The following is a 24,194-nucleotide window of genomic DNA, read 5'->3' as shown; positions in this document are numbered from 1 at the left end:
TACATTCCCCGGCTGGTAACGATCTCGAAGACCACATGGCGGTCACTGTCGTGGCCAGGTGTTTCGTGAAGGTTGTGGCGGGTAATAGTAAACTGGTCGAACGCCACCCCTGCACCCGGACGCAGATTCACAGGAAGATCACGCAGCCGGCGCACATCTTTGTGCGTATCGGGCAGCTGCACCGCGACATAAACCTTATGCGTGCGATCGTTACGCCGTTCATAGGATTGGATAGCCCGGTCGAGGCGCTGCACTTTGACCCGGTCAGCATCGGTCAACTGATGGACATCACCTGCGGCCAGGTGTAGCGACCGGTTTATGCGACACCACTCTGTGGGATCTTCGTCAGCGAGCATGGTGCGGATTGCCTCGTGTTGTGACGTCGGCGCAGCGGCTAAGACCCGATTCTTCAGCGCTGAGCGGATCTTTCGCTGCCGACCACTAAGCGCACGCCGAAACTCGCCGCCAGCCGGCAAGTCCGCACGCAAGCGATCCGAATCTACGTGGCTGACATCTCGAGGAGTGGCCCGATCTCGGTCCCGTGTCGCACGGGTTAGCGAGGTGTCTTGGTCGCGGGCCTGATCGGCGATGCGGTTGGCCAGCCGTTGAAAGTCACGCTCGCTCATAACATCTTCAGTGATCTCGCGGGCGGCCTTCACATCCCGCGCCGAAATCGTGGCTCCTTCGACGTCGACGACGAGCGGTGGCTCTCGGTTCGGTCTCGCGGTCTTAGCACCCACACGCTCTCCTTACAGGACACTTAGGGCGCAGTGTAGGAGCCCAGCGAGACACGCAGGTGTTTAACCATTGGAGACCAGACCAAAAAAGGAGGGCGGCTCAGGGCCGCTGTCGCCAGCCTCCCTGGAGCCGCCCCGGGTGAAACCCTCACCCGACCCTTGTGTGCGTTTCGTAGCCAGCAAGTGTAGGCGCCTAGCGCGACACGGTGCGCCTTTGCCCGCATCTCACCGGTTTTTAGTCTTGCAGTCCAAGCCGCGGCGCACGCCGGCCGGTGTGCCGGCCGGCGTGCGGCTGCGAAGGTGGGGAGACCGCAGTGACGGTTCCGCGTGTCACTCTTGCGACGTATCGTCGCCACAGGATGCTTTCTGACCCAGCTGGCGCGGCGTGGGTCGCCGCCGGTCGACCCTCCGTAGACGAACCCTCACCGGTCGACGGCTGCTGCGGACGCTGCGGCGAGAACGGTCCGACTGTGAGCAGCTCGCGAATCATCTCCGAGAAATTCACCGGCTTCGACGCTTGGCCCTTCGGGTCGCGCCGGTTATGTCTGGCGTGCGCCTGGGCCTACAGCCGCCAACCCACCACGCAGCCGGCGCTGCTGATCACTACCACTGCCACCACCGAATACACCGACGGCGCCGCCCTGGCCGATCTGCTGAGCGCTGGCGAGCTACCCAATACCCACGCAGTGGTGCTGCCAACGGCCCGGCGCCGGCACATCGTGGCGACCGCGCAGTGGGGGCATCTCGCCACTGACGGTCTGGTTGTGCGCTGGGATGCGCGGGCCGCGTCGAAGCTGGCCGATCTCGCATGGCTGCAAAGCGCGGTGGGCGCGACATGGCCGCAACTGAGTCGACCGGCGCCGCCGCCGCAGCTGCTGACTGCTCAGCCAGGCTACAACTGGGCACGCATCATTTCCGCCTGGTCACAGCTAAAGTCTTGGCGCGCCGTGCCTGCGCTGTGGGCCGCCGCCAGAATTCTAATCAGCACTCCGCCAGCTGCAGGCAGTTAAGCGCCGCGCCTGGCGATGACCCGGTCGTGACGCACTTTGGTTTTACGCTGACACCCGTGAAAACTCCGACTCAGGTGTGGCGGGCCCTGGTTCCCGAACTTCCCGCTGTTGACGGACCCGCCGAGACCGCCGAGCGGCTCCTGCTGCTGCTGCATTATGCAATCGACTGGGAAAACAGCTGGGTCGCCGAACCGCGGTACCGCAAAACGTATTGGGACGAACTGCTCCCCGGGCGGGTGCGCCGCGCCGCTTACCGTGCCAGCACCCTCGACCAGTGGTGGTCTGACGTCTCAACTCGGCTCGATGCACCGGCACCGCGCCAACCCGATCGCCGTCTTGAGTTGGCCTGCCTGCTTCGTGAACCGTCCCTGCCAGTCATCGCTCACCTGCGCGAACACCTACCGGCCCTTATCCTACGGGTGCGAATCATCGCCGAAGCCGCCGCGGCGCAGCGGAAAGCGGTCCAGTGACACTGTCGACGATTCATTTCGATGTCGATGTCCTGGCGACGTCGTCGATCGTGCACCGCGAAGACTACAGCGCCATCGGCACCGACAACTTCGCTCTGTTCCGCCGGGAACGGATCATCACCACCACTGGTGAGCTGATGCAGATACCTATTGTGTCAGGCAGCAGCTTCCGCGGCGTCCTGCGCCGCATCGGCGAGGCCCTGACAGCCAGCGTCCTCGACTACGAGAACGCCGCCTTACCGATCCCCGCAGCACATTTGCTCACCAACGGCGGTCGTCTCGCCAAATCAGCACGCCCCCTCACCGACGAGCAAGAACGCCACCTCAAGGATCTGCTGCCGCAGATCGCAGTCTTCGGCGGCGCAGCCTCCGGCCGCATCATGTCCGGGCTGCTAACCGTCGGCAAAGTTATTCCCGAATTCGCCGAGGTCGCTCACATACTGCCCCGTCCGCCACGATTCAAACTGCGTCCGTACATAGACGGAGTAGCCGAAGAATCGTTTAGCCACCACTGCGACCACCGGCCAACAGGCCTCCAGCCTCCACACCCCGACCTCGACGAAACAACCAGCCCCCTAGGCAGATTCGGTGTCGAAACCCTCCCAGCCGGCACCCGCCTGCAAACCTGGGTGCGGCTCACCAACGCCACCGAGATCCAAACGGCGTTCGTGCACGACGTGCTGACCACTTTCGCCGATCACGGACACCTAGGCGGGCGTATCGCCGCCGGCCACGGCCGCATCACCGCAACCATCACCGCAACCCCGCTGCGCGGACACCTACCCGACAAGCACACCGACTGGGCTGCCGAACTCGCCAACCGCCGCGACGAAGCCATCACCGCCCTCGCTCAACTCACCTGAACACCTCATGATCGCCCTGAAAATCACCGCCACCACACCCCATGGCATCGTGCTGTCCAGACCCTGGGGCGTAGCCCTAGACGGGCTGCTCGCATCAGTGCTCTGGCACCGACGCAAATTGGCCGCCCGCACCGCCGGCCAACACCTCACCTACCAGCACACCGACCAACCCGAACCCCTCGACTTGCCACTGGCCCGCTGCGGTGACCCCACGCAGGACACCGACTGGCACTGGATGGCCACTTTCGCCGACCTGCACCCACACCACGACACCGAGCCCGACATCCGCTGGCGCACCTCACGAACCGACCGACACCGACTCCAACACCTGACCCCCACCATCGGCAGCCAAACCGTCTCCGACAGCACCGGCCGCTACCAACGCCGCGTAATTCCTGTCATGGCCCACACCGCCACAACCCTCACCTGGCGCGCCGTCGGTAACCCCGACCTCATCCGTGAACTGCTCACCGACCTGCCCTCCATCGGTAAACACCGCGGCGTCGGAGAAGGCCTAGTCACCCAGTGGGACGTCACAGAAACCCCCGACGTCCCCCACTGGACAGCTGGCCACGAACACGAACCCGGTGTACTCGGGCGCACCGTACCCGTGCGGTGTCTCGACGCCATCAACGACACCAAGGCTGGTCCCCTCGGCACAGCCACTATCCGGCCGCCGTACATAAATCCATCGAGCCGCACTAGGGCCTACCGACCCGCACGCTGACTTCACCAACAACTGTTGACGTCCTCCCCGCACTGAAGATGTGGAACGACGCGCGGGCGCTGGCCCGCAGCGAGCCCAAGTGGGGCCGCGGTCGGCCCAGCAGGAACACCGCGCCGCGGCCGGGTCATGAGCGGGCACGGCGGCTCAAAGCCGCCCGCTATGCGCTGTGGAAAAACCCCGAAGACCTCACCGAACGCCAGAGCGCCAAACTGGCCTGGATCGCCAAGACCGACACCCGGCTCTACCGCGCGTACCTGCTCAAAGAGGGCCTGCGGCATGTGTTTTCGGTCAAAGGCCAGGACGGCAAAGACGCCCTCGACAAGTGGATCTCCTGGGCGCGGCGCTGCCGCATCCCGGTCTTCGTCGAGCTGGCCCGCCGCATCAAACGCCACCGCGAGGCCATCGACGCCGCCCTCGACCACGGCCTGTCCCAAGGATTGATCGAATCCACCAACACCAAGATCCGCCTGCTCACCCGCATCGCATTCGGATTCCACAACCCCGCCGCGCTGATCGCCCTGGCCATGCTCGCCCTCGGCGGCCACCGCCCCACCCTGCCCGGCCGCGGCTAACACCACACCGCTGTGCTGGTCGCCGCTGTCGTCACCGCAGCCGACGTGACCGACCGGACAGCATTCCCCACGCTGCTGGGTAAGGCCAAGCGGGTCGCCCCCACCATCAGCCACGTGTGGGTGGACAACGGCTACACCGGGCAGGCCGTCACCACCGCAGCAGCCAAGGCCGGTGTCACCGTGGATGTGGTGTCCGGGCCGAAACCCGGCCACGGGTTCATCGTCCAGCCACCACGCTGGGTAGTCCAACGCACCAACGGCTGGATCAACCACTGCCGCCGCATCGACCGCCACTACGAAACCACCCTGGCCGCCCACGAAGGCTTCGTCTACCTCAGCCAAATCGCTTTACTACTTCGACGACTCGACCGCAGCCAGTTGTTCGACACGCTTTAGGCAACTCGGCGCTGTCTGCGGCGTTGGCGTCTTTGCGCACGCCTAGTCAGGGGCCACTTCGGGCATTGCGGGATCACCCACCCCCCCGCGGTTGATGCTTGGTCGACGGTATTGGGTGCATGATCGTCGGCTACCAGTGCTGTGGTTACTGCAGGCGGCGATACTGGTACGCGTCGGCCTGGTTGCGCTAGTTGCGAGTTTGGCGGTGCCAACGGTGGGGTGTTCTTCACCGGCGCGCTTATCCAACCGAGGGATGGTTGCGGCGGCGTTGAAAACAGCAATGTCGCCAATGCCTGTCGGGAGGCACGCCGAATCTGGCGCCGCATGGCCAGGCGTCTGATCATAAACACTGGCAGAGCCTAGACGGTATGGAGGCTGGGGCCTCGCTCACATGTGAACGTGGGTTGTGTGTCGAACAACTGGCTGCGGTCGAGTCGTCGAAGTAGTAAAGCGATTTGGCTGAGGTAGACGTGGTTGGTCACGTCTGTGTTGGTCAGGGCGTTTGTCGCGAGAAGGGCGGTGCTGAACACTCACTAAAGTGCCTGTACTTTGGAAGCCAAGCTTGTTCGCCAACGCAGCCAAGTCTACTGGGGGCGCATCCGCCATCCATACCTGGGTGCGGCCGGCAGAAAGGCGCTGCACGGTGGGATGGACCCGCCATGCCAGCTGTCGGGTCATAACGGCATGAGCGAGGACCTGGGCGTGAAACCGCGTCGGCAGTGTCAGCTTGGCCACTATTTTGCCGCGGCGGCGCAACTCCCCCAGTGCCCGCCTGCTTGCGTTGGTGACGGCAACCTGACGCCATGGCTTGCCATGGATTTCCATGATGGCCACGGTGTGCGGGTTGAGCCAGCCTTGTTCTCGCCAGGACGGCAGGATCGAGCGTTCATCGTTGATCGCCTCGACCGCATTGAGCGCGTACTGGTATTGCTGTTCGTTGCGGCGCTCGACCTCGGCTGGACCTCGTTGCAGTTGAGTGATTCGCTGCTTGGGAATCGCCAGCCGGCGAGACGGCGAATGCCGGCGAGAGATCCAGCGCCGCACTGTGGACGCTGAGACACCCGCATAATCGGCGACAGCGGCGACATTGACGCTGCCGCGGACAGTGGGACCGTAGGAGTCCAACAACATGCTGATGAGCCTCTTGCGGCTCCAGCGCGGGCCCCTTGCGGGCCGTATCGCTTTGGCCGCGTTGCTCATTCTGGTGTGCCGATACCGAAATCGTCGATGGTGACGAAGTCCCACCCGGCGACGTATTTGTCGTCGAAGAATTCCCTCATCCAGTCACGAAGCCCGCTGTCGCCGCCGTCCTCGTAGGCGCGCAACATCTCCTCGAGTTCATCGGGACTGATGTCGGTGGCCACGCGGCGATCGCGCGCGTAACCCTGGTCGTAGCCGCCGACGCCTTGTTCGCCGCTGATCCAGATCTTGCTTCCGGTGCGCAGCGCCTGACTTCCCTGTGGGCTGGACCGAAAGTCTGATGTCGCCGCGCGACGGCCGCGTTTGGTGGTCGTGACGCGCCGCGCGGCCGCCCGGATCGCCGCCAGTCGACCCGGCGAGGGTTTCTGGGTTCCCGCGGCCCAGCGGCGCACGGTGACTTGGGAAACTCCCAGTGACTGGGCAGCGGCTTTCGCGTTGACCGCGCCGCCCCGGGGGCCGCGGCCGAACGCAGCTTGCAGCATGCCCCGCATGCTGGCACCTTCAGCGGAGTCTGCCTCGCGTCGCCCTGAGATCCGCCGCAAAAACATGTTGCTCTGGGATGCTTGTGCTTGCCTGATAGCTTGGCGCACTGCGGTTTTCGATACACCTAGACCACGAGCAGCGCGGTCGATGTCCACAGTGTCGTTGGCGACCGAACCGTAGCCGGCCAAGTCGCCGGCGCTGATCCGGCTGCGCCGACGGCCTCGCCGGCGCATCAGCGGCTCCTGCCACCGTCGTTGACGATACTCGGCAGGGCTGCGCACCATTCGGCGGCGGGAATTAAACAGCGTTTGCCACGATAGTCGCGCCCGTTGAGGTGCTCAAGGTGCTCGGCAAGCAGCCCAGAGGCCTCCGGTTTGTACTGTCCGAAGCCGCGGCCGAGCGACCCAGGCCCGCCGGGCCACGCTGTCACAGGATCGGGGTCGTCGGAGGTGTACAGCACGGTGTCGGTGGCCACCGCCAAGGGCCACTGCCCTGTCGTTTCACCGATCTGGTGTATCCGGTAGACGATGTTGGCCTTGGCTTTGGAAAGCACATGCAGTCGCCGTTCTGGACTGTAGGCGGTTTTGCCTTTTAGGTGTTCACTGGAGCCGATGATGCCGATTCCGTGGGTGCGGATAATCTTGGCCTGATCGCGTGCGGCCTGGGCGTCGGCATCGTCGATGTCCAGCGTCGTGCTGGCGTCGCGGAACCGTTCGTACCAGCCGAGCAGCACTCCTCGACTGTGCCGCGGCCACAGCCAGGCCTCCAGGATCTCCGGTTGGTAACCGAGTGCTGCGGCGCGTTCCAATGTGGGGGTGCACACCCATTTAGGGCCAGTGAACTGAAGCTGTCTCGGGTTCAGCACGTATGGGAGCCGCCAGTCAGACGGTTCAGGGATGTCGATCAGCCAGTATCCCGGCGTCTTCGCATCGAAGCGTGCGCCGTCGGGGTGGTGGACCGGATCACCGATGGGCAACTCCAAGCCAGCGATGCCGGCCACATATGACCCGCCGCGGTCGTAGGCGTGCACGTAGCGGCGGCGGCGCTCCTCGCTGGTGGGTGGACGTGACCAGTCGAAGTCGGACTCGACGTCACCGATCCCGCACGGTACCTCTGTTGTCGACGGCGCGAACACAACCTCACGCCATTCCTTCGGTGACCACGTTTTAGGTCTGGTCTGCAGCATCAGATCCACAGCGGTCACGCCGGCGTTGATCTTCCATGGAAACCGCAACGCGTCGGCGAGCAGTTTGAGCCGGTGGGCGATCTGGGCCGGTGTCGGTTCATCGGCCAGGATCGGCATCTCATCGGGCCCACAACCCATGCCGGGGACAAGTGCGATCATCACGCCGCGTTTGTCGTCGCGATAAACGCGGGTCCATGTGCCGAGCCGTTTAGCGTGGGGGTCCTCCACCGCGCCGCCGAGGTTCCACCCTTCGTTGACGGCAAGGGTGACAAAGTCGATGCCTTCGGTGAGCTGGCGCAGCGACTTGGCGCGATCGCGGCGGCTGATCGCGTCAACGTCGATGCCAAAAGCCCGGCACGCTGCGTCGGTGATCCAGATCTGGCCTGGCTCACTGTATGTCGAGCTGAGTCGATAGCCGAGGTGATATGTGTAAGCCAGCTCGGCGACCTGCCCGACATGCGCGATCGGCTCAGTGAGCTCAACGCGGCTTCCGTCAGCGAGCCACAGTCCGTCGGTGTGGAGGACCGCGGCAGGTAAACCACCGGACACCGCGCTAGTCCCCGTGGCGCGTCGCGTTCGCGCACCATTGGCCGGCGACTGCGGCTTTGGGTTGCTGTCCTGGCTTAGCTCAGTCTGCTCGGCAGAGGCGGAGGCATCGACCGCGCTGATCCCGGCAGCTTCACCTGCTGGCACCTGGTCCACGGCATTCTGACCACTGCTACTGGTTTGCGGGACAGTGCCGGAGTCGATGGGCTCAGCGGTGGTGGCACCAACATCCAGCGCCGCAGTCAAAGCGTCGGCCACCTGGGTCGTCGTCTCGGCGCTCAGCACAGCCAGGATAGTCTCGTCAATCACGCTTGTGCGCCTGGTGACCATCATGCGTCCAAGCCGAGAACGAGTATCAGACAAGTCAATTGGAGCGTTCGTCGCCTCGTCGCGGCCCAGGGCGTAGATCATCGCGTCACCGCGCGCGTACACCGGCCAGACCCGGTATTCGCGAGAGATCCGCATCGCGGCACGCCGGCCGCGGAACCGCACCCGTGCGGCGATTGTCGCGGCCCACGCCGGCTGGAAGTGATGACGCCAGCTCTGGTCGAGCCAGGCGCGGGGATCGGCGAGCGCATCGAGATAGTTGGCGGCCGCCGACTCGACCAGGGCCCGCATTGGCGGGTCGTCGGCGAACTCTTCTCGGGCTTGGCGAAGCCGCGTCGCCCAGGCTTCCAGGATGCGGCTTTGCCGGGGCCACACGATTGCTCCGTCGATCGCCAGTTGCTCCGCGGCAAGTTCGGCACCTCCATCGCGAACGTCCTGTGCTAATCCGTCGAGATCTTCGCTGCTCACCCATGCCTGCACGGGTTGGTCGACCTTCATCTGGGGGTGCGGGAGCGGCAGCATGTGAGGCACCTGCAAAGAGCTTGCCGGGGGCAACGTCACGTGCCATAGACCGAACGGCCGCTTCACCTCTTGGGCGGCCTGCGTTGCGGCCACGGCATCGAGTATCTGGGGGTTTCCGTGCCCGAACGTCAGGGTTCCCGCCGATGCGAGCTGGGGGCACTCCTGGGTCAGCCACACCAATTCGTCACAGTGCTCGAACTCTTGCTCCACCTCTGATGCCGGCGCACACCAAGGCGGCTGCACGCGCAGCTCGGGCATGACTTGCGCTGGCAGCACCCCTGGGGCTGAGATGACAGCACCGCGGCGCCCGACGCGATTCCGCATGATGTGGTCATTTATGACTGCACCGCAGGCGGCCGCATTGGTCGCTGGCAGCGTGCCTAGCGCGGCGTACCACCGCCGTAACCGACGACCGAGTTCAACCACGTCCTCAGCATTGCTACCGGCCAGCCAGGGGAATGGCTCTGCCACGACTTCGACCGACACCCGCTGGCGGCCAATACCACGGGACAGCACTACCCCGCGACCGGGACTGCGCCGCAGTTCCCAACCGCGGCTAACCATGGCCGCCAAACTCTGCCCCATCTGCTCAACTAGCTGCGCGTCGCTGTCACCCGCATCGTGTCCTAGCCCGATCAACTGATGGCAGCTCGCGCCAACCAACCACACCCGTGCGGGCTCAGAACAGCCCTCCCCCATGACTCTGGAAGGTATCGGCCGCAGCAGGCCACGCCTATGCGCCCATTCGATCAGTTTCTCCAGCTTGTCCACGCAGTCCACAGGCCCGGTGAGCCGGTCACCGGCGGGCGTAAATGATCCCGTGGCAGAGACGATCACCACATGGCGGTCTAGCGACCCAGTCATGTTGGACCGCCTTTGGATGCGCGGGCTCGTGCGACGATATAGGGCCGGATGCGGGCGCTGGCTCCCTGCTGGGTCATGCCGAGAACGGCGCCAACTTCTGTGTACGTGGCCCCGGCCTCGATCGCAGCGGCAGCAGCTGGCCGCTCATCAAGGCCGGCGCCACGCAACAGTGCCGCACGGGTCAGTTGCACAGCCTTGGTCTCAGGTGCGGTGGCCCGTTCCACAGCTCTGACCAAGCGCGCCCGCTGTGTGGGCGTGGCCTTGCGCCGCGCAACGCGTCGCAGCCAGATATCCACCGCTGCCTCCAGGGAGGAGTTGGCCATCTGTGCGGCGAAGACGGCGACATCTCGTTGCGCCGCAGCCTGAATCAAGGCGATCTGGTCACTCGTCTTCATACCATCGCATGCCCTGCAGTTATCTCCAACACGTCCGGTGATGCTACCTACTGCCACCGACACCAACAAGCATTGCTTGTGCTTTTGCACAAGCGGTCGTTGTCACAGCCCACAACCGTTCGGGCCGCCCCACTGAGCAGAACTCAGTTTCGCTCAGTGTTTATGAACGGTGTCGTCGGATTCCATAGCGGCGTCGAGGGCATCCCAGCCGGAATCGGAGAGCCTTCCGCGACCATTGCCGGCGACCAACATCGCGGCTGCCACGTCGGCAACCGTGTCGCGTTTTTCAGTGAATACGTAGTCGACGTTGGGTTCGGCGACGCGCACACTTTTAGGCAGCCTGCCTGAGAGGATCTCGCGGACGATCGCAACTAGCGCGGGTTCGCCACCCAGAAGTCCGCCGGCGATTCCTGCTGAGTCGCCGGGCCGGCGACGTTCCATAGCGCTCCAGGAGATGGCACCGCGGTCGGTGCTGAAAGTGATGGTCGTGGGGGGCATTTTGGGTGCTCTTTTCGTTCGGCTCGCGGTTAGCGGTCCCGACAGGCGCGAGCCTGTCAGTTTGTGCTTTTCACTATCGCGGCACGAAGCGACACGGTGGCGAAACGTCCACCCGCCCGCGCAGGCCGGTTTAGGTGGCTTGCGTTCAGGTGTTTCTCTTACGCTTATAACCGTTACAGCTGGAGTTGGTCGTTGTTGGCCAACTGTGCCGGGGTAACGGTTGCCCGGCCCGGTAGTCGCGTTCTTGCCCGGTTGGGTGCGCGGGATTTAGTTCCCCGTGTCCCTGGCCGGTGGCGGCTACTGGTGTTCGCCTGGTGGCTGTTGGGTTCGGCATGGTCGGTAGCTCTCACCGCGCGTTCCTCTGGTCGCGTCGGTGTCACACCTTCCCGTCGCCGGGCTGAAAAGCCTTGGGCGCGACGCCCGATCACGGTGGCTGCTGCCTGGTGCCGGGTGACGTTGGGGTAGGGGCGCTGCCAGTGTTGGGCGCCCCAAATGCTGCTGTAAGCCGGGTTGACCGCCAGTAGTTCGATGCCGGCACGGTCAGCCATGGCTGCGAGCCTGTTGCGGAACACCGCGGTCGGCATGCCGGATACGGCGCGGCGGAACCGTTTCCCGCGTGCGCCGCGGCCCATAGTTTCCCGCCCGCTCATCCTGGCGTCGGCGAAGTCGAGGTCCTCCACCGCGATCGTCGCAACACCGTGGCGGCGCGTGTACTTGATCAGCGCGGTGATGGCGTGGCGGACCTGGGCGTCACGCCGCGACGCCGACCCGGTGAGGTCGATGTCGATCCGCCTGGGCGCACCCACGGGGTTGCCGTGGGCGTCCAGCCGGCGCACCGCCAGGTGCCCATCGTTGAGATCCACTCCCACCACCGACCCGATGGCGTAGACGCCGTCGCCGACTGCGCAATTGTCGCGGCCTACCCAGTACGGCACAGACGGGATCGCCCACGCCGCGGTCAGATACACCCCAGCCCTGCCGGGTTTGCGGCTGATCGCGTAGGACACCGAGTTAGCGCCGATGATCCGCTGGACCCATTCACCGCCGCGGTGCGCGAACACCGCACTGCCGGAGAGGACGTAACGGCCTCGTGGGGCGTTCGCGAAGTGTTCCAACGGTTTCGGCAACCGAATACTGACCTGCCCGGCCGGGGTCACTGTGATCGTGAGATTCCCGAACGGTTCATCGGGCGAGCCGTTCGCCCCGATTCGCCACCGGGATGCCTCCCACCGCCGGCGCCACTGCGCCTCGGTCAGACCCGCCTTGTCGAGGTGATGGCGCGTCGCAGCCAGGCGTTTACCGCCCTCCACCACATGCGCCACACCGGCGGCCTGATCCCGTTGCGCCCGGGCCAGCTCGCCCCGTAGATGCCGCAGCCGACGTTGCTTCTAGAAACGTTCAGCTTGGTTGGCATACCCTCTGGCGGCCTTGGCTTTTCGGCGGGCCTTACGCTCAGCGACGGACAGCATGTCCGCGGTCGGCGCCGCTAGACGCGCCTCGATGGTGGCGATCGCCGCCCGTAACCCCGCCCCATGGCGGTACTGGGCATCGCGGGCCCGGCGGACCTGATCATCATTGGCGGCGATGATCGCATTAGCCCACCGCGCCGACGACGCCGCAGTCAACCCTTTCTTGCGGGTATTCAACCGATCCCGACGCAGCTGTCGCCGCTCATCGGCGTCGCGTCCCGCGTCGACCGGCCCGGGCCGGGACACCACGGCAAGATCAGCGCGACGCAACCGGCCTAGATGCTCGGCAACCAAGTCGAGCACGCGCTCGTCCTCGTCGGTGATCCGCAATCGGGTGCTAATTGCCACCCCGGACGGTCCCGCCACCGGTTTGACTCCACGCCAGGCCCGCAGCTTGTCGGCCGTCATGCGGCATCACCGCTAGTGGTCTCGGCGCTCACCGCTGCGCGTAATCGTTTCGTTTTGGCTGAGCGCTGCCCGTAGAGGCGGCCTGCGAAGCTGGTCACGATCGCGATCATGTCGCGCACCAGTTCCGACTCCGCCGAATCGTCCTGGGCGGCAAGGCCGCTGTAAGTCACACTCACCCCGTGTCCGGCCAGCAAGTGCTCGATCACCCCGACCCCGAAGCGTGCCAGCCGATCCGGGTGCTCGACCAGCAGCACGGTCACCGCGGGTTTCATGCACTCGGCCAGCGCTTTACGCAACCCAGCCCGGCGGTCGGACAGCCCCGAGGCGACGTCGGTGAACACCACCAGATCCGCCCCGCCGAACTCCTTGAGCCGAGCCACCTGCCGGTCGAGATCGCCTTCGACCTGCTGGCGCCGCGACGACACCCTCGCATACCCCACCATCCGCCCACCATCAGCGGGCGGTTTGTGGCCGATCGCATCCAGATCGGCGATCCGGAAGATCCGTCGCCCACCAGCACTGCGCGCATCCGGCAGCCGGCCTTCTTGCGTGTAGCGGCGCAACGTACGCGTCGACACCCCCAACCGGTAGGCCGCCGCGGTCGCCGACACATAATCATCAGGGCCACGATGAGCCATGTCACCAATGCTTCATCAGGTCTTCGACCGGAAAAGGCAATTCGAGGCCATCTTCGGCCAGCATCGCCCGCACATCCGCTGCGGTGACGTTCTCGCCGTCCTTGATCGCGTAGAACGCCGCCTGTTCGAGGTGCTGCACGAATTCTGGGCGCTGCCCACACCAACGCTGCACACGTCGTTTCGCCGCGGCGCGCTCGCGCTTCTTCTTCGCCGACATCGACTTAAAGGCGTGTGCGCGGTGCGCGTTTTGCGCGGTCTTGTATCCGTAGCCCTGAGCATCATCGAGCACCTCACCGGTCGCCTCGTCGACGACGACATACCGCTTGTCATAGCTGCTGGACAGCGAGGCGCTGACGACAACCTTCGCGCTCATCGCATTTCCTCCATCACGCATCGAACGCACCACCAACGTGGCCAATAATGACCAACAAAACCATCCGAACCCAGACCGGCGAGAGTCCAGCAGTCACATACTCTCAAACAAGTCCGACAACAACCGGCCGACCGCTACCGGCCAACAAAATCACCAGCTGTTCTCAACCCGCGCATCAGCGAACGGTATTCTGTCGCACTGGTTTTGGACTCACTACGCGACGTCCTGGTTCTAGCCGCTGGCTCTCTGGAACTATTTCTCGGTCGAAGTTGTAGTCTCGTGCGATGACTTGCAGTTGGGCGATGATGGCCTCGCGGAGGAACTGGGCAAAGGTGTAGCGGCGGCCGGTGGCACGTTCGACAATGCGCACCGCTGCGCGGGCCCGCTGGTGTAGATCGGTGGGGATGTTGACCTTGCTGACGGCACCGGGCATGGGCTATCTGCAGGTCTAGACATTAATGGCCGCGGGGCGGAACATTCCGTGGCGCTTCATATGGTCGATCACGTTCTCGTAGTCCTGGTTGACGTCCTTGGCGCGGTATCCGTACAGCGGGACCGGCACGTAGTTGGTGTAGGCCTCGTCGACGATCGAGCTGCGGCGAACTGGCGGAGTGACCTTGTCGCCGAAGCCTTCCCGAAGATATTCCAACTGTTCGCGGTATACGGCGCCGGTGGCCGGCACAGCGCACGGCACGATCGCGAGCAGCGGTACATCGATCCGGAAGGTTTTTTTGAGAATGGCCAGTTCACGCAGCAAAGCCTGAATACCTTCTGATTCTTTGCCTGCCGGTTTGGTGCAGGTGACCAGCCCCCATGAGCCTGCTGGGCCCTCCTCCTCGACTGAGGCCGCTATCAACGCCGTCGTCACCAGGGCGCTGTTAGAGCCAGGGGAGTCGATCAGCGTGACATCTACCGGCGCCGCCACCTCGAGTGCATCTCGAAGCCGCATCACTCCCCCGATCACCGCCGGTAATTCGACCATCAATTTGTCCAGCGTTGAGCGAGCCGCTGGGACCACGGTCAGGTTAGCGATGAGGCCGCCGGGATCGTTGATGTAGGCTGGCTGACCGCCCTCATGGGTGTAGCCCTGGATGATGCGGGCAGGCCGTTCGATCTCGCTGATGTCCGCTTCCAGGCGCAGCACGTCGGCGATGGTCGTGCCGGTGATGTCGGGGTAGCCCAACCAGGTGCTGGCGTTGGCCTGAGGGTCGAGGTCGATGACACGGACCCGCAGCCCCGTGGCGGCCAGTTGGACGGCGGTTGTCACGACTGTGGTGGTTTTTCCGACGCTGCCGGACAGGTTGGCGACCGCGTAGGTGGACAATTTGATCTCCTATCGCTCTGATGCTGCGGCGTGGCCGTGATGCAGACTGCATCACGTGGGTTGTTGCGGCGCGTGATGCAGCCTGCATCACGCGCGGGCGGCGTCGAGTTGGCTGCGTTCCCAAGGAGTTGGCTGGTAGCCGACCCGATTCATGAGTAGTTCGACGTGGGCAATAGCGTCGTCGTCCCAGGTCTTGTCTTTTAGTTCTGCAGTGTGCAGTTCAGCTGCGGCGACGGCTCGGTGCCACGCCCGGACGTTGCGGGCCTTCTCCCCTGTGCCAGCGGCGGCAGCGTCCCAGTCTCGTAGCAGGGCACCGACCTCTGATGTCGCGCTGCGGGCGGCGACGCCGGAGAGGTACTGGTTTACGAGGATTTTGAGCAGTTCGGCGTTGGAGGGCTGGTGCTTGATCAGCATGGCGCAGAATTGCCGGCGCTGCGCCTGGGCTTCCGCGGCGGCGGTTTGGGCGCACTCTTTTTCTGTGATCCCGGCGCGTCCATCGTCGACTAAGTCGGCATCAGGTCCCGTTGCGTCGGTCGGCGGCGGAGTGGGGGAGTCAGGCGGCGCCGATGCAGTGTCGCCAGCGGTCACGGCATCCGCGAGCGCATTTTCTGCCAGTCCATCATGTCCTGAGGCCGCGGGGCGGGCGTAAAGGTCCAGCTCTCCTGAACCGGGGTTGATGGCTCCGATGACGTCAGTGCCTGGCTGATACTCGGCGATGCGGTACTTGTGGCAGTTCTCCCCTAGTTCTGCGCGGGGGTTGTCGACGAGCAGGATCCCCAGCTCGGCGGCTTTGGCGCGAGCCTTGCGTTCGGCGATGACGCGTTCGGCGGCCCGGGTGGCCAGCATCCCTCTTTCTAGGACTAGCTGTAGGGCTTGCACTTGTTCGGCCTTGCGCTGCTCGGAGAGCTGGTCGGGATCCTTGGTTTTCTGCCAGCGCCGCGGCGGGCCGTAGGGCAGTGCGCCGGCAAGAGTAGCTGCCTCTGCGCTGGGTAGCTCGCCGGCGTCGACGGCCCGGCGTAGTTCAGGTGCCAGTAGCAACAGCGCCAGGCGGCGTGACACCGTGGCCTGGTCGATGCCTAGGCGCTCGGCGATGGCGCGCTGTGACAGTCCTAGCTCGGAGTAGCGGGCGAAAAGGTTTGCCTGGGCGAGTTCTGAAAGGTCTTGGCGTCCCAGGTTTTCGGTGGCCATCGCGTCGAGGTCGCCGTCGTCGGCCATGATCGCCTCGTCGACGACGGCTGGCACGGTGTCGCGGTGGGCTTCCAGTGCTGCGGCGCGGCGGCGGTGACCGTAGACCAGCACGTAACGCGTCTGCGGTGGGAGCTGTGCGGCGGTGGAGGGTCTGGCTGCTAGGAACGCCTCCCGCGGCACTACCAGCACCGGCAGGCGCACGCCGTTGGCGCGTACGCCGTTGAGCAGTTCTTCCCATTTGGGGTCACCTGGCTGCGGTTGTGACCGCCTTGGGTCGTTGAAGGGGTGCGGAGCAATTTCGGCGACCTGGATTTGCACGACATGGTGGGCTTCGTCGGTGGCGACGGCCGATATGCCTGCGATGAGGCCGCTGTTCTCGGTGGGGGCGTCGCCGCTGGTGGGGGAACGTTCGGCGTCTGTCGCGGCGCTCTCGCCGCCGCCGGCGAGTTTCGCGAACCTGTTGGCGGTTTTTCGGCTGCCGAGCTTTGGGCGGGTCGTGCGTAATGTGATCGTGTCTGCCACGGAGACTCCTCTCGAATACCGGCATTAGGGTACTGGAGCGGCGTCGTGGAGCAAGCGTTGGCGAGGGCGTGTCGCCTGTTTCCGCTAGGGCTCGGGTGTGGGTCGGCGGCGGGGTGTTGCCGATGATGCAGCCTGCATCATCGGCCGGTGCAAGTGAGCATCTTTGGTGGCTGGTTCCTGGTCGCGAGTGAACTCGGCCACCCGACAAGTCGTACCTTCCTCTGCGCATACGCGTCGCATATTGGTCGATGTTGTCTGCGCATATGTGTTGCGGCGCGCTGTGTGCGTTCCTCGCATTGTCGGCGCGTACGTGCCGCATCTGTCGCGCCGTCGTTGTGCTGGGGTCGGCATGCTCGCACGCATTCGCGCAGGCAGTATTAGCGAGCGGGATAGGCAATTTATTTACCGTGTCCACCTTGTGTGCTCTACTGCGAGCACGCGGGCACGATCCGCTGCGAAAGGGGTAGCCGATGGCCGAATCAGACCTGGTGCGGGAACTAAGGGACCGTGTTCTCGCCCAGGACGACAAAGTCCCGACCACGATCCGAATCAACAGACGGACGCTGAAGAGGCTGCGCACCCAGGAGAAACGCTGGTCGACGACGATGTCTTTCATCGTTGAGCGGGCATTGGAGCCCGTGCTGGCCGAACTCGAGCAGGCCAAGCTGCCATCCAACGGGGATAGTGATGACGACGAATAGCTATGAGGCGGTCGAACTAACCGCCCAGCAGGCGTGGTTCCTTGCCGACTATCTGCACGCTGGGTCCTACCCGTGGATGCTGGCGATCACCGCCCCCTACGTCGACCCGGGGGAGCGGGCTAGCTTCAACCAGCAATCCCTAGACGAACTCGCCGAGGCTGGCATCGTCGACGAGCATGGTCAGGTAAGACCATCTGTTGCTGATGCCGTCAAGACCGTGTGCCGGCCGCGGCAGTGGCTGGAATGGCTCACGATCATCGACCCTGAGCAGATCCTGCGGGGAGTGCTGGCGCGCACCTCACCGCCTGAGGCTGTGGTGGCGCTGCGCTACGCACAGATGGTCACCTTCACCCCGCTGCAACTGACCCACAGTGAGGCGATCGTGCCGATCATCACAGCCGGGCTGCCCCCTGATCAGCAGCCCGCCAATTTCGACGAATTCACCCTCCCGATGGACACCGGCAAAGCTATCGATGAGCGCATCGGCCGCGGCGCCGACATCGTGGAAACTCTCACCGCGTTGGGTGTACCCGAACGCGAAGCCGAGATCATGGAGGTGGCTCGCACCGGGAAGCGCGTTACTGTCGAACTAACCGCTCACGAAGCGGTAAACGGTGCACGCCATCACACCGATGTCAGTGTCAACGTCATCAGCACCGAGGTTGGGCTGATTCTTGTTGCCCCACAGGCGGGTGAGCCGCGCGCTGGCGGAATCTCCGTGTTCACGCCCGGCGACCCGTTCGCCGTCGCGATGGCCGTGCGCGAGTTGACCGATCGATTGCCTTCTGGCACTTGGTTTCCCGAAGAGACGTTCAGCATTTGACTACCACCGACCGAAAGTTGGAAACAAATCGATGAGCACACCTTCTGACTCCCCCCACGGCGACGGTCCACTACCCCATTGGGCCCCGCCACGCCCGCTGGAGGCACCTGATGTCGGCGCTGGGCGCCGGGCGCGGTGGCCGTCACCTCCGCCGCCGCAGCAGCCAGCGCCTGGGCCTGCAGATGAGCGGCGTCGGCCAGCTCCGCCAACTGGCGGTCCGGGCGGTCCGCCGCCCGCCGGCGCCCAAAACGCGGACGATAGCCAGCGGCGGCGGTTCAGTTGGCCTGATCCGCCGCAACGGCCGATCACCGCGCCACCTGAGCCGGCCGGCGGATCGCCCGTCCCAGACGACGGGCGCACCGCTGTGCTGCCGCCCGGCGAGATGGCGGCCATCCGCGACGAGAACGGCGCAGCTCAGGGGCTAGACGATTTCTTCACCGACGCGGCGCCGGCTGAGGGCCCGCCCCGCGGGTGGGCACCACCACCGCAGCCTGGGCCGACGACGTCAAGACCGCCCCAGGAGTGGTTCGGCGGTCCGACGGGCACACCGGATGCTTTCGCCGCCGGCTACAGCCCAACCCCCGAGAACCTCGATCAGATCGTGACGCCGCGGCGACGCCCCACCGGAACTGGTTGGCGAAAAGTCCTGTCACAGATGACGTTCGGGCTTATCAATCCTGGGCCCAGCGCCAAGCAAGAGCAGGCCGACGAACTGATGCGGCGCATCAAAGCGGATTTGCTCGACGTCTACGTGGTCGGATTCGTCAACGCCAAGGGTGGGGTGGGCAAGACGACGATGACCGTCGCGGCGGGCAGCGCGATCGCCCGTGAGCGCGGCGACCGGGTGATCGCGCTCGACGTGGACACCGACCTGGGTAACCTCTCGTCGCGCTTCGAACAACGCGGTGGCCCCAAGGCAAACATCCAGGCGCTGTCGTCGTTGCAGGACCCCACCAGTTACCCCACTGTCCGGGTGTTCACCGTGCAAAACAACGACCGCTTGGAAATGCTTGCAGCCCAAAATGATCCCCGCTCGTCATACATCCTCAACAGCCAGGACTTCGAGGCGACGATGAAGATCTTGCGGCTGCACTACAACGTGATCTTACTCGACTGTGGAACCGCGATCACCTCGCCGTTGTTTTCCACCATCGCCAAACATGTCGACAGCCTTGTCGTGGTGGCCTCCCTAGATCCGCCCGGCCTCAATGGCGCGTGGGCGACACTGCAGTGGCTGCAGGCGCATGGCTTTAGCCGGCTGCTGCCACGCACGGTGGTGGCGCTCAACGCCACCTTCAAGGGCAGACCGCTGGTGGACATCGATGCCGCCGAAACACGGTTGCGCGACCAGATTCCTGGCATCAACGTTGTCAGGGTTCCCTTCGATGTGCATTTGGCCGAGGGCGGCGACATCGCTTTCACCGCACTTAAATCGCGTACCCGCAAGGCGTTGATGAATCTGGCCGGCGCTGTGGCAGCGCACTATCCAGCCCGTCAGCCGCAGAACCACAGCCGATGACACGGGGAGATTCTGAAACGATGGATCCTGCTACTGCTACCGGGCAAGTCCGCGTCGCGATCATCGGCGAAGCCGCGGCGGCGGACCTGGCCCTGCCGATCACCTTGCCGATCAGGGAGCTGATTCCACGCATCCGGGCCACCCTGGCATCTGGCCGCGACGACGCCGAGCTGGTGGACGACACCCTCGGCGAAGACGGTCCGCGACCGTATTCGCTTGCACCTCTGGGCGGTACACCGTTTAGCCGGGACGCCACCCTGGAAACGTTGGGCGTCGATGACGGCGAGCAGCTTATACTATGTAAGTTGCCACCAGGCCCGGCTGCGCCGCCGGTGGTCGAGGACATCGCCGACGCCTCGGCGATCCACTCGGCCAGCCAGTTCAAACCGTTCGAGCACACCATGCTGCGCAGCGCAGCCCAGGTTATGGTCTTGGCTTTGGCCGCCATGTTGTGCGGTCTTGCCGTGTACGGCTGGTACCGCGGCTACAGGTTTTGGGCTGCAACCGGATTGAGTGTGCTCACCGCTACCCTCGTCATCGCCACATTCTTGCTGTACCGGCGTGGGGTTCGCGGCGGCGCTGGACGCATGGGTGTGGCCACGACCGTGCCGCTGGCATTGGCATTGGCTGCCGCATTGCCCGGTGATGCGGCCGCGCCCAGGGTTTTTCTAGCCGCTGCGTTCCTGCTGGCGTGGTCGCTGCTGCTGCTGGCGCTCACCAGCAGCTGGATGGCCGCACATACCGCGATCCTCGCCGTGGCCGCGACGGTGGCCGCCGCGGCCGCCGCGCGTACCCTTGCCCACCTGCCCTATCTGGCTTTGGGCTGTGGGGTGCTGGCGGTATCGTTGCTGTTGGCCATCAACGCCCCGACGGTGTCGGCGATGTGGGCGCGCTTCCCGCTGCCGAATGTTCCCGCACCCGGGGAACCCACCCCGGAACCGGCGCCGCTGGCAGAGATCGAAGATCTGCCCCGTAAAACTGCGGCCTGCAACTCGTATCAAAGCGGTCTGATCGCAGCGTCGGTGATCTTGTCGGTCATCGGCTCGGTGCTGGTGGTGTGGCTGCCCGCAGCGCCGTCGCTGTTGGCCTGGTGGCTGGTGGTGGCCACCACCACCGTCACCGTGCTGCGCATGCGGATCTGGGATTCGGCGATTCCTGCGCTGTGGTTTTTGGCTACACCGTTTTTGACTGCCGCGGCGTTGTGCCTGTCGTTCACCGCCACCGGCCATTTGATCGCCGGACTGTATGCGGCCGCGGCGGTGGTGGGGGTTACGGCGCTGCTGCTAGTGGCCGCGGCTGTCAAGCCGCGTGAACTGTCGATCCCGCAGCGACGCTGGCTAGATCTGTTTGAAAACACACTGCTGATCACCATCCCGCCAGCGATGTTGTGGCTGACGGGGTTGATCAGCCTCATCCGTAACCGCGGGGCGCTGTGATGATTCGCCGACTGGGTTCGATCACCGCCATCGCGGCGCTAATAGTGGTGCGCGTCCCGCTGCCGGTGGCGTCGGCTCTCACGATGCCTGTTGTCGACCCTGCCGCGCTGCCGCCCGATGGACCCCCGGCGCCGGGGGAGGAGATGCGCCAGAACGGGGCGTGCTCATTTTTTGGGGCGATGCCCGGGTTTGACCCCGTCGCGGTGCCGCCGAGCCAGGCAATGCTCAACCTACCGGAGGCGTGGAAGACCTCGCGGGGCAGGGGAGTAGTGGTTGCGGTCATCGACTCCGGGGTCACCCCCCAGCCGCGGCTGCCCAACCTCACCCCCGGTGGTGACTATATCGATCCGCCTGCCGGCGGCCTGATCGACTGTGACGGCCACGGGACCGCTGTGGCGGGCCTTATCGCGGCCCAGCCAGGCCCGGATGGGTTCGCCGGCGTTGCACCCGAGGCCGCGCTGGTCTCCATCCGCCAAAGCTCTGCTCAGTGGTCACCCAAGATGCCCTCAGGCCAAGACCCCCAGCAAGCTAAAACCGCCGGCGATGTCGCCACCTTGGCTCGGGCGGTACGCCACGCCGCCGACATACCTGGGGTTCGGGTCATCAACATCTCACTGATCGACTGCATCCCCTCATATAAGCAGGTGGATCAGGCCGCCCTGGGGGCGTCCGTGCGCTACGCCGCAATCGACAAGGACATTGTGGTGGTGGCGGCTGCCGGAAACACCGGCGAAAGCAACTGCCAAAGCAATCCGCTGACCGACCCCAACCGGCCCGACGATCCGCGCAACTGGGCTGGTGCCACCACGATCTCCACCCCCTCGTACTGGCAGCCTTATGTGTTGTCGGTGGCATCACTAACCCCGGAAGGCCAACCGTCGAACTTCACCATGGCTGGTCCGTGGGTAGGCATCGCTGGACCTGGTGAACAGATCGTGTCGCTAGGCAACGCCCCCGACTCGGGGCTAGTCAACGGTCAGCCCTCCACCAAGGAGCCGCTGGTGGCCATCAATGGGACCAGCTTCGCCGCCGCCTACATCTCCGGTGTTGCGGCTTTGGTGCGCTCCAAGTTCCCCAACCTCACTGCGCGCCAAGTGGTCAACCGGTTAGTCTCCTCCGCGCACAACGCCGCGCGTGCGCCCTCAAACCTGGTGGGTGCCGGGGTTGTTGACGCCGTGGCCGCGTTGACGTGGGATATCCCCGCAGGAGACGCATTGCCGGCCGAGATGCCGGTAGTGCGGGTGGCGCCTCCGGCGCCACCACCGCCGGACAACCGGCTGCCCCGCCTGGTTGCTTTCAGTGCCGGCATCGCCGCCATCATTGGTGCCGCCATCGCTGTGACCGTCATTGGAATGCGCCGTGACCGCACCAACCGTTAGCCGCCGCCAATCCCGTTTCGTGCCGGCACGGCCCAGTTGGCGGCGCCTAAGCCTGCTGATGTCACTGCTGCTGCTCGGGTGGGCTGTCCTGCTGCCCGCCGGCCAGTCGCTTCGATGGTGGCACTACGTCGCCGCCGCGGCCGTGATCGTAGCCTCGGTCGGGTCATGGCATGGACAGCATGTTTCCACGGCGCTGGCCCGGTGGGCACCGATAGCCTGGCATAACCGGCGCCGGCAGCGTTCCCGGCGCGCCAGCGGAGCACGGGACAACCGAAGGCGCCACCACCACGCCGAGCGATCACCCGGGTCGGCGAGCACCGGGGCAGGGGTACTCGAGGCTCACATCGTCATCCACCTGCGCCCCCAGCCGCACGCGTTGACCACACCGGGGGACCGCAGCGATCAACTGCCGTGGGAGTTCATCACTGCCTGGCTAAACCGCTACGGGGTACGCGCTGACGCGCTGACCGTGTGCTCGGTGACCCGAACGCCACCGACCAGTGGACTGCGCAGCGACTCCGCGGCACTGCTGGGCGGCCGCAACACGCAGCATCACGACACCTGGCTGACCTACACGTTGCGCGCCGAGAACAATGTGGGCGCCCTAACGGCGCGACAGACCACAATGGGCAGCCCCGGCGGGGTGGATGAGGACCTGCCTGAACCTCATCGTGCGCCGCTGGCCGACACCACCGCTCGCCGTTTGGTCGCCGAGCTGCGTGAACAGGGCTGGCTGGCCACGCTCACTGATGTGGACCAGCTTCCGCGGTTCGTGCCGACGGCGGTGCATGTGCGCCACGAATCTTGGACGGGCACCGAGTATTCCGATGGTTTCCGCGCCGTCTACGCCGTGGACCCTGCCGCGCTGCGCGACGTTTTACAGATGCTTCCCACGCTGAGCACCAAAGCCACGTGGGTCACAGCTACCCTGCGTTCACAAGGCCGCCAGCCAACCACACTCGAGGCTGCGGTGGGCACATTGACCGCCACCCGGCCACCGCGGCACCCGCTGGCCGGTCTCGACGGGTTTCACGGATTGCATGCGCGCGTCGCGGCGGCGCTGAGCGCCGCCGGCCTAGATGCGCGGGCCGGCGTTAAGCTGCCGGCCACCACGGTTGCCTCGTCGGATCTTGCGGCGCTGCGATGGCCGACGTCGGCCGCCGGGGTCCCGATCGGCTTCAACCGCGCCCGCCAACCGGTGTATCTAGGGTTGGCATCGCCGGAGCCGGTGCGCATCACCGTGACCGGCACCCACGCATTCCATGTCGGCATCATCGCTCGTCTGGCGCTCTCAGGGCTGCCGGTCGCGCTGTACACCGCTGAGCCCCGGCAATGGGCCGCCCTGGCCAACCATGGTGCGCCGCAGCAATTCCTGATGCGCCCACCGAGCCCGCCGCACGAAGCAATCGTCGTTAGTGACGCCAGCAGCGAAGCACCAACCGGTGCGATCACGGTGACGCTGCGCCGACCACAATCGGCGCACGCCCCGTCGACGACGATTGTCATCACCCAAGACAGCCGACACCCGGACCTGTTCTACATCACAACCGCGCACGGTCGTCAGTGGCTGAGCACCCGCCTGTCACAAGATCGTTCCCCGATCACTAAGCGAGGTTAG

The 24,194-nt window shown here is 65.1% G+C and carries 24 protein-coding genes and 1 pseudogene; 12 read left to right on the top strand and 13 right to left on the bottom strand.

Annotation, left to right across the window (positions count from 1 at the left end; translation table 11 throughout):
- The coding region (locus tag MSM1_RS20745) for a hypothetical protein (protein ID WP_213446056.1) at positions 1-740 on the bottom strand (740 nt) is incomplete at its 3' end.
- A 356-nt stretch (positions 741-1,096) separates the two neighbouring features.
- Between MSM1_RS20745 and MSM1_RS20740 the strand changes: the two genes are divergently transcribed.
- The 6 genes and pseudogenes from MSM1_RS20740 to MSM1_RS20715 all read left to right on the top strand — a co-directional run bounded on the left by MSM1_RS20740 (position 1,097) and on the right by MSM1_RS20715 (position 4,775).
- Entirely contained in the window at positions 1,097-1,747 is a 651-nt protein-coding gene (locus MSM1_RS20740; RefSeq protein ID WP_213446054.1) for a hypothetical protein, read from the top strand.
- 47 nt (positions 1,748-1,794) lie between these two features.
- On the top strand, positions 1,795-2,217 hold the full coding sequence (locus MSM1_RS20735) for a hypothetical protein (RefSeq protein ID WP_213446083.1): 423 nt from the start codon (positions 1,795-1,797) through the stop codon (positions 2,215-2,217).
- Positions 2,214-3,080: an RAMP superfamily CRISPR-associated protein gene (locus MSM1_RS20730; RefSeq protein WP_213446052.1), complete on the top strand. Its 867-nt coding sequence runs from the start codon at positions 2,214-2,216 to the stop codon at positions 3,078-3,080. The genes MSM1_RS20735 and MSM1_RS20730 overlap by 4 nt, the downstream gene beginning before the upstream one ends.
- A 7-nt stretch (positions 3,081-3,087) precedes the next feature.
- On the top strand, positions 3,088-3,807 hold the full coding sequence (locus tag MSM1_RS20725; RefSeq protein ID WP_213446050.1) for a hypothetical protein: 720 nt from the start codon (positions 3,088-3,090) through the stop codon (positions 3,805-3,807).
- A gap of 35 nt (positions 3,808-3,842) precedes the next feature.
- Positions 3,843-4,379 (top strand): annotated as a pseudogene (locus tag MSM1_RS20720) (transposase); the annotation flags it as partial.
- A 12-nt stretch (positions 4,380-4,391) separates the two neighbouring features.
- Positions 4,392-4,775: a transposase gene (locus MSM1_RS20715; RefSeq protein WP_213446048.1), complete on the top strand. Its 384-nt coding sequence runs from the start codon at positions 4,392-4,394 to the stop codon at positions 4,773-4,775.
- 387 nt (positions 4,776-5,162) lie between these two features.
- Here MSM1_RS20715 and MSM1_RS20710 read toward each other — a convergent pair whose 3' ends face one another.
- The 12 genes from MSM1_RS20710 to MSM1_RS20655 form a co-directional block, all read right to left on the bottom strand.
- On the bottom strand, positions 5,163-5,906 hold the full coding sequence (locus MSM1_RS20710) for a hypothetical protein (protein WP_307857468.1): 744 nt from the start codon (positions 5,904-5,906) through the stop codon (positions 5,163-5,165).
- 65 nt (positions 5,907-5,971) lie between these two features.
- Positions 5,972-6,691, bottom strand: a complete 720-nt coding sequence (locus MSM1_RS20705) for a hypothetical protein (RefSeq protein ID WP_213446046.1) — start codon at positions 6,689-6,691, stop codon at positions 5,972-5,974.
- Complete coding sequence (locus tag MSM1_RS20700) at positions 6,691-9,363, bottom strand: hypothetical protein (RefSeq protein ID WP_236057320.1); 2,673 nt, start codon at positions 9,361-9,363, stop codon at positions 6,691-6,693. The genes MSM1_RS20705 and MSM1_RS20700 overlap by 1 nt, the downstream gene beginning before the upstream one ends.
- A gap of 536 nt (positions 9,364-9,899) precedes the next feature.
- A complete protein-coding gene (locus MSM1_RS20695; RefSeq protein ID WP_213446042.1) occupies positions 9,900-10,298 on the bottom strand; it encodes a Fis family transcriptional regulator in 399 nt (132 codons plus the stop codon).
- A gap of 153 nt (positions 10,299-10,451) precedes the next feature.
- Positions 10,452-10,796 carry a hypothetical protein gene (locus MSM1_RS20690; protein WP_213446040.1) on the bottom strand — a complete coding sequence of 115 codons (345 nt, stop codon included), beginning with the start codon at positions 10,794-10,796 and terminating at the stop codon, positions 10,452-10,454.
- A 173-nt stretch (positions 10,797-10,969) separates the two neighbouring features.
- Positions 10,970-12,118 carry a hypothetical protein gene (locus MSM1_RS20685; RefSeq protein WP_213446038.1) on the bottom strand — a complete coding sequence of 383 codons (1,149 nt, stop codon included), beginning with the start codon at positions 12,116-12,118 and terminating at the stop codon, positions 10,970-10,972.
- A gap of 66 nt (positions 12,119-12,184) precedes the next feature.
- Entirely contained in the window at positions 12,185-12,673 is a 489-nt protein-coding gene (locus MSM1_RS20680) for a hypothetical protein (RefSeq protein ID WP_213446036.1), read from the bottom strand.
- Positions 12,670-13,311 (bottom strand): IS607 family transposase, encoded by a 642-nt coding sequence (locus MSM1_RS20675; protein ID WP_213446034.1) that lies wholly within the window; start codon positions 13,309-13,311, stop codon positions 12,670-12,672. The genes MSM1_RS20680 and MSM1_RS20675 overlap by 4 nt, the downstream gene beginning before the upstream one ends.
- Position 13,312: 1 nt before the next feature.
- Positions 13,313-13,684, bottom strand: coding sequence for a hypothetical protein (locus tag MSM1_RS20670; protein ID WP_213446032.1), 372 nt, complete (start codon positions 13,682-13,684; stop codon positions 13,313-13,315).
- A gap of 175 nt (positions 13,685-13,859) precedes the next feature.
- Complete coding sequence (locus MSM1_RS20665) at positions 13,860-14,117, bottom strand: hypothetical protein (RefSeq protein ID WP_213446030.1); 258 nt, start codon at positions 14,115-14,117, stop codon at positions 13,860-13,862.
- A gap of 15 nt (positions 14,118-14,132) precedes the next feature.
- On the bottom strand, positions 14,133-15,008 hold the full coding sequence (locus tag MSM1_RS20660) for a ParA family protein (protein WP_213446028.1): 876 nt from the start codon (positions 15,006-15,008) through the stop codon (positions 14,133-14,135).
- An 87-nt stretch (positions 15,009-15,095) separates the two neighbouring features.
- Positions 15,096-16,718, bottom strand: a complete 1,623-nt coding sequence (locus MSM1_RS20655) for a ParB/RepB/Spo0J family partition protein (protein ID WP_213446026.1) — start codon at positions 16,716-16,718, stop codon at positions 15,096-15,098.
- Positions 16,719-17,188: 470 nt separating this feature from the next.
- On the opposite strand from MSM1_RS20655, the gene MSM1_RS20650 reads away from it, so the two are divergent.
- From MSM1_RS20650 to MSM1_RS20625, 6 genes are all read left to right on the top strand, one after another.
- Complete coding sequence (locus tag MSM1_RS20650) at positions 17,189-17,419, top strand: hypothetical protein (RefSeq protein ID WP_213446024.1); 231 nt, start codon at positions 17,189-17,191, stop codon at positions 17,417-17,419.
- A complete protein-coding gene (locus MSM1_RS20645; protein ID WP_213446022.1) occupies positions 17,406-18,242 on the top strand; it encodes an ESX secretion-associated protein EspG in 837 nt (278 codons plus the stop codon). The genes MSM1_RS20650 and MSM1_RS20645 overlap by 14 nt, the downstream gene beginning before the upstream one ends.
- A 364-nt stretch (positions 18,243-18,606) precedes the next feature.
- Positions 18,607-19,761 (top strand): AAA family ATPase, encoded by a 1,155-nt coding sequence (locus MSM1_RS20640; protein ID WP_307857467.1) that lies wholly within the window; start codon positions 18,607-18,609, stop codon positions 19,759-19,761.
- Positions 19,762-19,781: 20 nt separating this feature from the next.
- Complete coding sequence (gene eccD / locus MSM1_RS20635) at positions 19,782-21,197, top strand: type VII secretion integral membrane protein EccD (RefSeq protein ID WP_213446020.1); 1,416 nt, start codon at positions 19,782-19,784, stop codon at positions 21,195-21,197.
- Complete coding sequence (mycP, locus tag MSM1_RS20630) at positions 21,197-22,576, top strand: type VII secretion-associated serine protease mycosin (protein ID WP_213446079.1); 1,380 nt, start codon at positions 21,197-21,199, stop codon at positions 22,574-22,576. The genes eccD and mycP overlap by 1 nt, the downstream gene beginning before the upstream one ends.
- Positions 22,557-24,194 carry a hypothetical protein gene (locus tag MSM1_RS20625; protein ID WP_307857466.1) on the top strand — a complete coding sequence of 546 codons (1,638 nt, stop codon included), beginning with the start codon at positions 22,557-22,559 and terminating at the stop codon, positions 24,192-24,194. Before mycP ends, MSM1_RS20625 begins: the two co-directional genes overlap by 20 nt.

This window comes from Mycobacterium sp. SM1, assembly GCF_018361265.1.
Classification (GTDB): domain Bacteria; phylum Actinomycetota; class Actinomycetes; order Mycobacteriales; family Mycobacteriaceae; genus Mycobacterium.
Note: the sequence above shows the minus strand (reverse complement) of the source record. Positions and strands in the feature narration are given on the sequence as shown.

What these genes read in the sequence shown, in the direction of transcription:
- MSM1_RS20740 (WP_213446054.1), top strand. Translation starts at nt 1,097, where the DNA reads ATGCTTTCTGACCCAGCTGGCGCGGCGTGGGTCGCCGCCGGTCGACCC.
- MSM1_RS20725 (WP_213446050.1), top strand. Translation starts at nt 3,088, where the DNA reads ATGATCGCCCTGAAAATCACCGCCACCACACCCCATGGCATCGTGCTG.
- MSM1_RS20710 (WP_307857468.1), bottom strand. Translation starts at nt 5,906, where the DNA reads ATGTTGTTGGACTCCTACGGTCCCACTGTCCGCGGCAGCGTCAATGTC.
- MSM1_RS20705 (WP_213446046.1), bottom strand. Translation starts at nt 6,691, where the DNA reads ATGCGCCGGCGAGGCCGTCGGCGCAGCCGGATCAGCGCCGGCGACTTG.
- MSM1_RS20700 (WP_236057320.1), bottom strand. Translation starts at nt 9,363, where the DNA reads ATGCGGAATCGCGTCGGGCGCCGCGGTGCTGTCATCTCAGCCCCAGGG.
- MSM1_RS20695 (WP_213446042.1), bottom strand. Translation starts at nt 10,298, where the DNA reads ATGAAGACGAGTGACCAGATCGCCTTGATTCAGGCTGCGGCGCAACGA.
- MSM1_RS20690 (WP_213446040.1), bottom strand. Translation starts at nt 10,796, where the DNA reads ATGCCCCCCACGACCATCACTTTCAGCACCGACCGCGGTGCCATCTCC.
- MSM1_RS20680 (WP_213446036.1), bottom strand. Translation starts at nt 12,673, where the DNA reads ATGACGGCCGACAAGCTGCGGGCCTGGCGTGGAGTCAAACCGGTGGCG.
- MSM1_RS20675 (WP_213446034.1), bottom strand. Translation starts at nt 13,311, where the DNA reads ATGGCTCATCGTGGCCCTGATGATTATGTGTCGGCGACCGCGGCGGCC.
- MSM1_RS20670 (WP_213446032.1), bottom strand. Translation starts at nt 13,684, where the DNA reads ATGAGCGCGAAGGTTGTCGTCAGCGCCTCGCTGTCCAGCAGCTATGAC.
- MSM1_RS20665 (WP_213446030.1), bottom strand. Translation starts at nt 14,117, where the DNA reads ATGCCCGGTGCCGTCAGCAAGGTCAACATCCCCACCGATCTACACCAG.
- MSM1_RS20650 (WP_213446024.1), top strand. Translation starts at nt 17,189, where the DNA reads ATGGCCGAATCAGACCTGGTGCGGGAACTAAGGGACCGTGTTCTCGCC.
- MSM1_RS20645 (WP_213446022.1), top strand. Translation starts at nt 17,406, where the DNA reads ATGACGACGAATAGCTATGAGGCGGTCGAACTAACCGCCCAGCAGGCG.
- eccD (WP_213446020.1), top strand. Translation starts at nt 19,782, where the DNA reads ATGGATCCTGCTACTGCTACCGGGCAAGTCCGCGTCGCGATCATCGGC.
- mycP (WP_213446079.1), top strand. Translation starts at nt 21,197, where the DNA reads ATGATTCGCCGACTGGGTTCGATCACCGCCATCGCGGCGCTAATAGTG.